Source organism: Alistipes sp. (assembly GCF_048465575.1).
In the GTDB taxonomy this organism is placed as follows: Bacteria; Bacteroidota; Bacteroidia; order Bacteroidales; family Rikenellaceae; genus Alistipes.
In genome coordinates this window covers 1-11,453 of record NZ_DBFWLG010000015.1, presented here as the reverse complement: position 1 = coordinate 11,453, position 11,453 = coordinate 1, and the positions used below count along the sequence as shown (strand labels likewise).

The following is an 11,453-nucleotide window of genomic DNA, read 5'->3' as shown; positions in this document are numbered from 1 at the left end:
CAAATACTTGTTAAGCGTATTTGCTATACCGAAAGTAACAATTCTTCCTCAAATCTCCAAATGTTTATCCCGAAATTCATAAAATACATTTTAAAGATGTGGTAGAGCGAATATTTACGATGCAGCCAACGAACTGCCGTGGGGTACCGCGAATATTCCGATGGCGTCATCGGGCTCGAATTCGCATTTGAAATCGGTCCAGTCTATGGTCGAGCGCGTAACGGCGCTTACGACGGCATTGAATTCAATCCTGCCGTCATTCTTCGGTCCACACTCTTCGTGGCTCTTGTCGCACGAAGAGAATACCAGCAGAGGCAGGCATCCTAAAAACGCCCAAGTTCTCAACAGAAATTTTTCCATTCTTCAGGTTTTGTTTTAGTAGGTTTTTCGACAGGGAAAGTCGGGAAAAGCGATCTGAAAGGCAGGCTCCGGACGGGATTGAACGGTATCCCGACACCGGTTTAGTGTATACGATTTTCCATAGGTTGGGGTTTAAGTTGGTTTTTCGCTGTCACAAAATTAACTTCCAACCAAGCCCCGGACATTATCGTAAATTCACATTTTCTTATCAAAAAATTACATTCAGCCCCTCCGGGAAATATCTCAGCATCCGAAAAGCCCGGTTCGGGTTCTCAAACGGGAACGATCGTTTTTCAACAGGTGCACCACCGCACTGCACTGAGTAGCTTCCGGGCCCGGCATCCGGGGCGGTCAATGGAACCTCTTGATATAACTGCTCGGCGACTCCTCATAGAATTTCTTGAAGGCACGGCTGAAATTGGACAACTCTTGGTATCCAACCTCGAGCGCTATTTCCGAGATGGTTTTATCAGTCTCCCGCATCAGGGTCACGGCACGGCCCATCCGAATCTGCACCAGCACGGTATAAGGCGTCGTATTCATGATGGCCCTGACCTTGCGGAACAACTGGTTGACGCTCATGTTCAGTTCTGAGGCAAGCTGCTCGACACCGAACAGGGAATCGCCAACACGGGCCTCGATAATATCGGTTATACGCGCAACGAACTGCTGCTTGGCCGAGTTCTCCGGCAGCAGGTTCTTATAAGTACAGATATTGTCGGAATTCTTATATGATTCCCACAACTTTTTTCGCACGGACAGGATATTCTCGATCCGGGCTTCGAGAATGAACGGCGAGAAAGGCTTGGTAATGTAATCGTCGACCCCCAGCCTGAACCCATCCACAACCTGAGCCTCGGACTGGCGGGCCGTAAGCAGGATGATCGGAATGTGGTTCGTTTTGTCGCTGGCGTGCAGACGTGCCACCATTTCCAGACCATCCATATTGGGCATCATTACATCGCTCACGATCAGGTCGGGAATCTGTTCGAGCGCAAGCGCCAGCCCCTCGGTACCGTCCCGGGCCTCGCAGACCTCGAAACCTCGTTCTTCCAGAATGCCCCGAATATAAAGCCGCATGTCGAAATTATCTTCCACGACAAGAATTATCTCTTTCTGACCATCTTCCCCCGTCTCTTCCTTGTCAGTCCATGCGGGAAGCTTTTCGTCGGCACCAACATCCATCTTAACGTCACTCTCCGTCAGGGAAAGGGCCGGAATGACGACCGTAAACACACTGCCCCGGCCGAGTTCGCTTTCGACCAATATGCACCCACCGTGCATCTCGACCAATTCCCGGGAGAACGCCAGTCCGATACCGAACCCGTCATTGTTCTTGCCGACCTTTTTTTCCTGATAAAAGACCGTGAACAACTCCTTCATGGACTCCGGGGATATTCCTTCGCCGTTGTCTGTAACGGTTATCTTCACCTGCGACCCCGTTTCCGACTCGACACAACTCAGATGCACATCGACACAGCCGTTTTCCTGCGTATGTTTCAACGCGTTGAATATCAAATTATACAATACCTTGTCAAGTTTGTCCGCATCGAAATACACCCGAAGCTCCGACACATCCGACATGTAACTAAGGCGGATGTTCTTTTCCGAAGAATAGAACGTGAAGTTATTGACCACCTCAGAGGTAAAGCGTACAATATCATCGAACCGGAGATTCAGAGCGAGTTTGCCTGACTCCAATTTCCGGAAATCCAGGAACTGGTTAATCAGCCTCAGCAACCGGTTCGTATTGCGTTCCATCAGTGAAAACAATCTCCCATTTTCGGGATCGAGGTCTTTGTATTTCGTCATTATCTGCGTCAATGGCCCTTGAATCAAGGTCAGAGGCGTCCGGAACTCGTGCGATATGTTGGTAAAAAGATCAGTCCTCATCAAGGCCATCTCCTTCATCTGCCGGGACTCGAACTTTGCCATACGCACAGCGTTCTTATCCCGCTCACGAACGACGAAGAAACGGATAACGAAATAAATCAGCCCCGATCCGAGCAGTAAATAAAGCACATAGGCCACCCACGTTCGCCAAAAAGGGGGTAGAATCCGGATCCGGAGATCGGTGCTCCGAGAATTGCCGCTGACATTCTCCCCTACAGCCCGAACACGGAAAACATAATTCCCGGGATTCAGATTGGTATACGTAGCAGTACGCCGATCCGGACCGGTTGTCGTCCAATCCTTGTCGAACCCCTCCATAATGTAGGTATACAGGGCCTTATCGGAAGAAATATAATCCAGCAACATGAATTTCAGCGAGATGACCGATTGCGAATGCCTAATCGTTATCTGATCGGTTTCGCTGATCAAACTTTCGAGTATTCCGCCTTTTTCGGGCATTATGCTCCGGTTGAATATCTGAAAATCCGAGATAATCACCCGGCTGTCCGAGGTATGCACACACACGCTGTCCGGGTCGACCACAACGAAACCATCCCAGCTACCGCATAAGATCTCCCCATCATGGGTCCCTGTCATGGCCCCCCGTTTAAAACCCTGCTCGGGAAGGCCATCGGAAATCCCGAACGAATAATGACGGCCCGATCCTGCTTCGAATTTCAAAATGCGCCGATTAGTGCTCAGCCATAAAAAACCATCCTTATCCTCACAAATGCCCAATACGGGCTCTTCCGACTCCTGGTACGACAGCCGGACCCGATCGAAACGGTCATTCCAACGGTCGTATTTCATCAGACCGCCTTTAGTTCCGACCCACAGCACCTCGTTCCGATCTTCGAAAAGAGTTGTCACGTAATTATTGGCAAGCGAATGCCGGGGATCGTTGGAGGTATACATTCGAACCAGTTCCAGATTCCGGTTGTAGCGCTTCAGCCCGCCGTCGGTCCCGATCCAAAGGTCAAGCCTGCTGTCCCGCAGCACTGCCCTCGACTTATCTTCTTGATAAATCACCTTGTCACTTTGAAAAAGGGGAACGAAGGCTCCGGTCTCCGGGTTGTAATTCAGCGTGCCCCGCTCCGTTCCGATCCACAAAGTCCTGTCCGTATCTTCGTATATGCAAAATACATTGTCATAGCGAAGTTTCGACACATCGGCAGAGATTATCGCCAACCGGGAAAAGTGCTTCCGGGTCGGATCGTATTTCACGAGAATCCCGGAATTTGAACCAATCCAGATATTTCCATCCGAATCCTCCGTCATCGTTTGAAGAAAGTCCGTATTCCAGAGCATGTCAGGGCCGTAATCGGCCAAAAGGCTTCCATCCTGCGAATAACGATACAGATGCTTGATACCGCCCGCCCAATAATCCCCGCTGCGATCTTTCAGCACCGAAAATATCTGGCCGTCTGAATAGCGTTCCACAGGATCATGCGGAACCTGCACGATCCGGAACTGGTTGGATAGCTCATTATAATAGTTCACCCCCAGATGCGACCCTGCCCACACCGTGCCGTCCCGGTCGCAAAATATAGTAATATAAAGGTAGGAGAGCAAATTTCGGGCATTGTCCGGAGAGTAATGTGTAACGAGTCTTCCCGAACTGCCCGAAATTACCTTGATCCCCTCTTCGGCAGTCGCCACCCAAATATTTCCGTTCCGGTCCTCACACACGTCCCGGATGGAACGACTACCCAAGGCATCCATGCGGCGCATTGCGGCACGACCGTCACGGCCAAATTCCACAAGGGCCAATCCATCGTAGGCGGTGGCCATCCATATCCTGCCGGTACTGTCCGTATGTATTCCGAATATGTATTTCGGAATACCTATCCTGCCTGCGGGAAACTCGCAGAACTGCTTTTCCCGAATGTCGAACCGATAAACGCCACCACCCCACGACGCGAGCCAGATATTGTTCTGCCGATCGGTCGTAATGGCGGTTATGGCGTTGTTGAGCGGCCTTTTGTTCCGGTCCGCCACAGGGAAATGAGTGATAGTCCCCGTCCCAGGGTCCAGCATATCGAGTGCCCCCCGATCGGTAGCGATCCAAATGTTGCCGTCACCGTCCTCCACAATACCGGATATGTCGTCGCAACTGATGCTATTGTCGTCATCCGCATCGTGCCAGTAATTCCGCACAGCTCCGGTAACAAGATTCAGCCGGCAAAGACCCTCGCCTTTGAACCCGATCCACAGGTTGCGTGCACTGTCTTCGAAGAGGCACCGGACTGTATTTCCGCCGATTGTATTCCCGTTCGAATGGTCATTTCGGTAAATCTTAACCTGGTAACCGTCAAACCGATTGAGTCCATTGTCGGTACCAATCCAGATAAAGCCCTGGCTATCCTGATATATGCAGGTCACCTCATAGCTGGAAAGTCCATCTCCGATCGTAAGTTTCCGAAACGGGACAAAATCGCCACTGCCTGCGAAAACATTTCCGGACAGCAACAACGACGCGATCGCCGCCAATAGTATCCGACAAGGAAACACATATCGTTTAACAGGAACCATAAAACGCTGTTTTTCAGTGCATCAGCGAATATTCATCCGCAGTATTTCCTCATGTTTCTGGGGAACACCCTCTTTGAGCATCTCCCGAAACTCGTTCAGATACTTTTCATAAACATCCCGCGGCTCGCATCCGTGCCGGACACACAATACGGAAGCCATACCCACAACCTCGCCCATCATGGCCGTAGTCGCCTGAATACGCAATGCAGCCAGTGCAATACGGCTGGCACTGATATTCCGCCCAGCCATGAACAGATTGGGAATATTGATCGAATAGAGGCACCGGTAAGGAATCATGAACGGTTCATTGATATCGATCCCCGGTCCCGCATTATCGTATTTCCCCAATGGGTTGAAATTATGTTTGGCCAGAGCCAGAAACTCCTCCTCCGGAAAAAATGCTGCATTTTCGGGATCGGGAAAGTGTTGGTCAATCATGTAGGTACATATCACCGCGGCATCGGGCAGCTTGCGCCATCCACCCTCTACGTCATTCTGTGTAATTACATAATCGCCTTTCAACCTGCGCGATTCCCGCTTTCCAAGAATATAGGAAACCTCATGCAGCCCACGGTTCCGGTATTCGTCCCGGACCTCGGAACGGTTCTTCAAGAACGCCCAGTTCCCGAAGATCACCCGGAACCAATAGTCGCGGATAAATTCGGCATCCTTTATCTGATCTTTGTAAAAACCGGACTCCCAATACCATTGATACCTCATAACGCGTTCACAAGTGACATCTGTAAACTGTACTGCCCAAGGACATTCCGGAAAATCGACCGCCTTGGAATCCGTATAAGCATGCCATTTCAACGTCGAGCCGAAGGTCAGGTCCGATTCCACTTCGGGAGCGAGAGTTTCGCCGAAAACCGCCCGGGTTTCCCGTCCCTGCATGTATTCCGCTCCGGCCAGGAATCCCAGATTGCCATCACCGGTACAATCCGCAAAAAAATCTCCCGCATAGATCGTTTCAGTCCCAGAAGTCAGATCCTTCGCCGTTACCGATACAATTGCGTCTCCATTTTTCTCTGCGGCGATCACGTGTCGATTGAGCAACAGCGTAAGATTTTCCTCAGCAGCGAGAATGTTTAGGATGCGCTGTTGATGATCGAACGGAATACCGAGTTCCGCAATAACGTTACCGACTCGCTCATACCGCCCCATCTTTACGCCGCCGGTTACCGTCACACCGATCTCCGGACTGCTGTTTCCGCCCACTACACCCCTGTTTTGCAGCAACAGCGTCTTCAGTCCCAGCCGGGAAGCGGAAATCGCCGCCGACAGACCGGCCGTACCGGCTCCGACTACGATCAGATCGTATCTTTCCGGGCTCCGTTCCGGCGTTATTCCAAGCATTTTCTTCCGGAATGCGTCAAGTTCGGAGCCGTCTTTCGGCGGAACCGTCCGACCATTCCGGGTGAAAAACAAGGCGTCGCAGCGACCGTCAAAACCCGTCAAATCATGCAGCGATATCTTCACGGGGACCTCTGTATCCGTCACATCCAGCACCCCGGCCCTCTGCCAGTCCCACTCAGACGGCTCATCGCCCAGACGCTCCGCAACCACCCGGTCGTCGGCAAGCAACTGAAAAACACCCGGAGCCTTAGCCACATCCCATGAAGCATTCCAGTTGAAAGTCCTCACCCAAATCCGGTAATTTCCTGTTTCCGGAAATTTCACGAAAGTTTCAGCATCCGCAACGGATTTTCCGAGTCCGTGAGCCATCAAATAAGGAGATCCCATCTGATCCATGAATTGGGCATCCACGACCCAACCACCTTTATTTTCGAAAAGTTCCGCTTCGACAAATATATACCCGGATTTGACACACGAAGCCATAGCGGTTAATAACAAACTGATTATTAGTTGTTTCATCAAGTATTCGATTATATGTTATTAAATAACGATCCAGAATGATTATCCCGGAGAACCTTTCAGATATGCTTTCGACACATTCCCTGTATTGCGTCTGCGTGCAAATATAAGTTTTTTTTCGGTATTACCCATACTCATAGTAAAATATTTCCAGATATTTACCCATCATAAATCGGGTAAAAAAGATTCCTGCCACTCGACCGGAAATTGATTTTTCCAGTTGCGGTGCCATTGCGTTTCCGTCTCCCACCAACTGTCACACATCTTTTTTTATATTGCAATGCGCCCAGGGAAGATACTTTATTACCGCCTCCACAAAAGCGGACGCGACTGAGCGCGTCCGACCCTACGACGCGCTTCCGAAAAAAAGAGCGCCCGGAATTGGAAACTGGCAACTAATTCGTATATTTGCCGAGGATAAATCCGGCGCGAAAGAGCCGACGGAGCCGGAATCGGTTATCGTTTCCGAAAGGGCCCGCAAGGCATTTGTCCGAAAATACCGGCACACGCCTTATGAGAACAGCCATTTTCCCCGGATCGTTCGATCCGTTCACCCGCGGCCATGCGGCGCTGGTTCAGGACGCTCTGAACGTCTTCGACCGGATCGTGATCGGCATCGGCAACAACACCGCGAAGCAGGGGCTGCTGACGGTGGTAAACCGCAAACGCCTGATCGACGACATCTACGCCGACGAAGAGCGCGTCGAGGCCCGCATCTACACCGGCCTGACGGGCGAGCTGGCCGAATCGGTCGGCGCCTGCGCCATCATCCGGGGCGTGAGGAACACCACCGATTTCGAGTACGAGCGCACGATGGAGGCCACCAACCATCGCATCTATCCCCGGCTGACGACCGTCATGCTTTTCACGCCCTCGTCCGTGGCGGACATCTCCTCCTCGACCGTGCGCGAGGTATTGTCGTTCGGCCGCTCGGTGGAGGAGTTTCTGCCCAAAGGAATCGACATTAACAAATATTTATAGCTTATGATGGAATTCACAGCCGAAATGATCGCCGGTTTTCTGGGCGGAGAGATCATCGGCGACAAACTGACCCGCGTCCACACCGTCTCCTCGATCGAAGAGGGCAAGGCGGGCTCGCTGGCCTATCTGACGAACCTCAAATACGAGCCGTTCCTATACACTACCGGAGCAAGCATTGTCCTGGTAGACAGCACATTCAACCCCTCGCAACCCGTCGGCGCCACGCTCATACGGGTCGACAACGCCGGGGAGTGCGTCCTGAAGCTGCTCGAGATGTACAACGCCGCAAAACCTCGCCGCAAGGGGCTGAGCCGCTTGGCATCCGTTTCGGAAAAGGCCACGGTCGGGGAGGAGTGCTATATCGGCGACTTTGCGGTGATCGAAGAGGGGGTCCGGATCGGCAAGGGGTGTCAGATCTACCCGCAGGTCTTCCTCGGAGCAGGGGTGCACATCGGCGAAAACACGATCCTCTACCCCGGTGTCAAGGTCTACGAGGGGTGCCGGATCGGCTCGAACTGCATCCTGCACGCCGGAGCGGTCATCGGAGCCGACGGGTTCGGTTTCATGCCCAACGCCGCAGGCGGGTTCGACAAGATCCCCCAGTTGGGCAACGTCGTGATCGAGGACGACGTGGAGATCGGGGCCAACACCTGCATCGACCGCGCCAAAACCGATTCGACGGTCATCCGCCGGGGCGTGAAGCTGGACAACCTGATCCAGATCGGCCACAACGTGCAGATCGGCGAAAACACCGTTTCGTCCGCCCAGACCGGCATCGCTGGCACCTCGAAAGTGGGCAGCAACTGCTTCCTGGCGGGCCAGGTGGGGATCGCAGACCACGTCACGGTGGGCGACCGCGTGAAGATCGGTTCGAAGAGCGGCCTGGACAAGGACGTGCCCGACGACGAGATCCGCTTCGGATACCCCGCACTGCCGGGCATGCAGTACCACCGCGCCGCCAACATCTTCAAACGCCTGCCCGAACTGGACAAGCGCGTGCGCGATCTGGAAAAAGAGTTGACGAACCTTAAAAATCAATAAAAGTGAAAAAACTGTTCATTCTGGCTGCTGCGGCGGCTCTTTGCAGCTGCGGCGGCAACAATTACACCATCAAGGGTCGTGTCGGAAACCTCGACGGCACGGTCTACCTGCTCGATCAACAGGAGCAGGTCGTCGACTCGGCCGCGGTCGAGAAAGGCGCATTCCGGTTCCAGGGCAACCGGACGCAGCCCGTGGTCTACATCCTCAGCGACTCGCGCGGCGACACGCAGCCGACTTTCATGACGATGGTCGTCGTGGAGCCGGGAACGATCGTCGTGGACGACTCGGAGAACCCCGGACAGCCTGCGGTCAAGGGCACCCCCTCCAACGACGCGAATGCAGCCTATGCCGCTGCCAGCCGCAAGCTGGTCGACGAGTACCGCAACGAATCCACCACCGACGAGCGCCGCAAGCAGATCGAGCAGGAGTTCGACAACCTGGCAACCACGACGATGGAGGCCAACCGAGACAATTTCTTCGGCGTGATGATGCTCAAGCAGTTGGCTTACGAATATTCGGGGCAGCAAATTCTGGACCAGCTCGCTCAGCTGCCCGAAGCGATGCAGCAGACCGACGAGGCTGCGGAGTTGCGTCATTATGCCGAAAGCAAGATGAAGACCGACATCGGCCAGCCCTATGTCAATATCGAGCAGAACGACGCCCAGGGGCGGCCCGTTTCGCTGGAATCGGTTATCGCAGATCCGGCCAACAAGTACACGCTCATCGATTTCTGGGCTTCGTGGTGCGGTCCCTGCATGGGCGAGGTACCTCATCTGAAGCAAACCTACGACAAGTTCCACAAAAAGGGCTTCGAAATTTACGGCGTCTCGTTCGACGAGAACCGGGAGGAGTGGCTCGCTGCCATCGAGCAGAACGGCATGAACTGGATTCAGGTCAGCGACCTGACCGGTTTCAACAACCCGGCCGCCAAGGATTATGCGGTACAGGGCATTCCTGCGAATTTTCTAATCGACGCCCAGGGCAAGATCGTCGCCTCGAACCTGCGCGGCGAAGCACTCTACGAGAAGATCGCGGAGCTGCTCGGCGAATAGTTTATCCCGACCCCCGATCCCTCCGCACGGTGCATCGTGCGGAGGGATTTTCTTACACACAGCGATGACTCAAACCGACACATACCGCATCATGGGGATCGACCCCGGCACCAACTACATGGGTTACGGTGTGCTGGAGGTCGAGGGACGCCGGCTGCGCACGGTAGTGCTGGGCGACATCGACCTGCACCGCTTGACGGACCCGTACGCCAAGTTGCGCTACATTTTCGAACGCGTGGGCGCGCTGATCGACGAGTTCGCGCCGCGCGAGGTGGCGCTCGAATCGCCCTTTTTCGGCGAGAACGTGCAGTCGATGCTCAAGCTGGGACGGGCGCAGGGGGTGGCGATGGCCGCAGCGCTCAGCCGGGGGCTCCCGGTCTCGGAATACGCCCCCACGCGCATCAAGCAGGCCATTACCGGACGCGGCTCGGCGGCCAAGGAGCAGGTGGCCGCGATCGTATGCCGCACGCTCACGATCGACCGGCCGCCCCGGCGGCTCGACGCCACGGACGGCATGGCCGTGGCCCTGTGCCACTACTACACCACGGCAAGCCCCCTGAATGCAGCGCTTGGCGAAGCCCGGGTCAAGGGGCTGGGCGGAGGCAAGAAAGCGGCCTCGAAAGGCGGTTCGCAGAGCTGGGAAAAGTTCCTCAGCGACCACCCGGAGCGGGAGGTGAAATAGGTCGGACCCGAGTGCCGCTCGGGGTGACGGACTGCTTGCACGGTTACCTGCGTTCGAACGGCAGGCGCTTGCGTAGGGGAACCATGCAACCGGTGCCGATTCGCATCGTCCTGCAACCAGTTCAACTGGCGGGCTTATCCATATGTGTAAGTGGCATTTACCCGCTATCGAAATGTTTTCGCGGCTTCAACCGACACGAAAAGTTAAATTTTTTATGCCGAATAATTTGCACAATTCATTATTTCGCCCTACATTTGCACCTGCAATTCGGCACCGTAGCTTAATTGAATAGAGCATCTGACTACGGATCAGAAGGTTACAGGTTTGAGTCCTGTCGGTGTCACACTCACAATCAACCACTTACAGCGATGTAGGTGGTTTTTTCTTGCGCTGTTTTGGACGGTTTTCACTGGGAAATCGGGAATTTGTTTAAACCAAACATAGTCTTAAAACCACTTTACAATCATTCAAGGTCCAATAGCCAAATTGAATAGCTGCTAAAACTCGTGATAGGGGCGCAAATACATATTTATCCTAAAGTTACAACCAAAAAAATTCGAAATCAAGACCGCATCCTATTGCAGGAAAAATTTGTTTTTCTGAAATTTGAAGCGGCAGCAGTCCCGAAAAGGCGGTTCGCTCTTGCACAAACCGATTTTGTTTCCTATATTTGTAGGACATACGAACAAACACGGAAAGTGTAAGTTTATTCTCGTTGATGGAACGTAGGAAATTCTAATCGAGTAGAGAGAGTAAGCGGACTAACCTTTCGTCATATCCTTAAGGGATACGGCGTGGGACTGTTGCTTATTTTATCTACAAGGTTTCCTACGACCTCATCAACTAAAATAAGTTTTCAGCACCACGCTTTCTGTTTATTTTGAATCCAAAATTAATCGTCGTGCAGGTGCTTGGGCGGTAAATATTCGCTCTACCACATCTTTAAAATGTATTTTATGAATTTCGGGATAAACATTTGGAGATTTGAGGAAGAATTGTTACTTTCGGTATAGCAAATACGCTTAACAAGTATTTGC

At 52.9% G+C, this 11,453-nt stretch carries 7 protein-coding genes and 1 tRNA gene; 5 read left to right on the top strand and 3 right to left on the bottom strand.

The features are described 5' to 3' along the window. Positions 1 to 114 precede the first annotated feature (114 nt). From ACMQ11_RS05230 to ACMQ11_RS05220, 3 genes are all read right to left on the bottom strand, one after another. Positions 115 to 360, bottom strand: a complete 246-nt coding sequence (locus ACMQ11_RS05230; protein WP_418991714.1) for a fimbrillin family protein — start codon at positions 358 to 360, stop codon at positions 115 to 117. A 351-nt stretch (positions 361 to 711) separates the two neighbouring features. Then, positions 712 to 4,785, bottom strand: a complete 4,074-nt coding sequence (locus tag ACMQ11_RS05225) for a hybrid sensor histidine kinase/response regulator transcription factor (RefSeq protein WP_418991713.1) — start codon at positions 4,783 to 4,785, stop codon at positions 712 to 714. A gap of 21 nt (positions 4,786 to 4,806) precedes the next feature. Beyond that, a complete protein-coding gene (locus ACMQ11_RS05220; RefSeq protein ID WP_418991712.1) occupies positions 4,807 to 6,660 on the bottom strand; it encodes an FAD-dependent oxidoreductase in 1,854 nt (617 codons plus the stop codon). 513 nt (positions 6,661 to 7,173) lie between these two features. On the opposite strand from ACMQ11_RS05220, the gene coaD reads away from it, so the two are divergent. The 5 genes from coaD to ACMQ11_RS05195 all read left to right on the top strand — a co-directional run bounded on the left by coaD (position 7,174) and on the right by ACMQ11_RS05195 (position 10,759). Beyond that, positions 7,174 to 7,641 (top strand): pantetheine-phosphate adenylyltransferase, encoded by a 468-nt coding sequence (gene coaD, locus ACMQ11_RS05215; RefSeq protein WP_418991711.1) that lies wholly within the window; start codon positions 7,174 to 7,176, stop codon positions 7,639 to 7,641. Between the two features lie 3 nt (positions 7,642 to 7,644). Beyond that, positions 7,645 to 8,682, top strand: a complete 1,038-nt coding sequence (gene lpxD / locus ACMQ11_RS05210; RefSeq protein WP_418991710.1) for a UDP-3-O-(3-hydroxymyristoyl)glucosamine N-acyltransferase — start codon at positions 7,645 to 7,647, stop codon at positions 8,680 to 8,682. A 2-nt stretch (positions 8,683 to 8,684) separates the two neighbouring features. Then, positions 8,685 to 9,734 (top strand): redoxin domain-containing protein, encoded by a 1,050-nt coding sequence (locus ACMQ11_RS05205; RefSeq protein ID WP_418991709.1) that lies wholly within the window; start codon positions 8,685 to 8,687, stop codon positions 9,732 to 9,734. 91 nt (positions 9,735 to 9,825) lie between these two features. Further along, complete coding sequence (gene ruvC, locus ACMQ11_RS05200; protein WP_418991715.1) at positions 9,826 to 10,416, top strand: crossover junction endodeoxyribonuclease RuvC; 591 nt, start codon at positions 9,826 to 9,828, stop codon at positions 10,414 to 10,416. Between the two features lie 269 nt (positions 10,417 to 10,685). Continuing rightward, positions 10,686 to 10,759: transfer RNA gene (locus tag ACMQ11_RS05195), tRNA-Arg, on the top strand. Positions 10,760 to 11,453: the final 694 nt, after the last annotated feature.

What these genes read in the sequence shown, in the direction of transcription:
- coaD (WP_418991711.1), top strand. Translation starts at nt 7,174, where the DNA reads ATGAGAACAGCCATTTTCCCCGGATCGTTCGATCCGTTCACCCGCGGC.
- ruvC (WP_418991715.1), top strand. Translation starts at nt 9,826, where the DNA reads ATGGGGATCGACCCCGGCACCAACTACATGGGTTACGGTGTGCTGGAG.
- ACMQ11_RS05225 (WP_418991713.1), bottom strand. Translation starts at nt 4,785, where the DNA reads ATGGTTCCTGTTAAACGATATGTGTTTCCTTGTCGGATACTATTGGCG.
- ACMQ11_RS05220 (WP_418991712.1), bottom strand. Translation starts at nt 6,660, where the DNA reads ATGAAACAACTAATAATCAGTTTGTTATTAACCGCTATGGCTTCGTGT.
- ACMQ11_RS05230 (WP_418991714.1), bottom strand. Translation starts at nt 360, where the DNA reads ATGGAAAAATTTCTGTTGAGAACTTGGGCGTTTTTAGGATGCCTGCCT.
- lpxD (WP_418991710.1), top strand. Translation starts at nt 7,645, where the DNA reads ATGATGGAATTCACAGCCGAAATGATCGCCGGTTTTCTGGGCGGAGAG.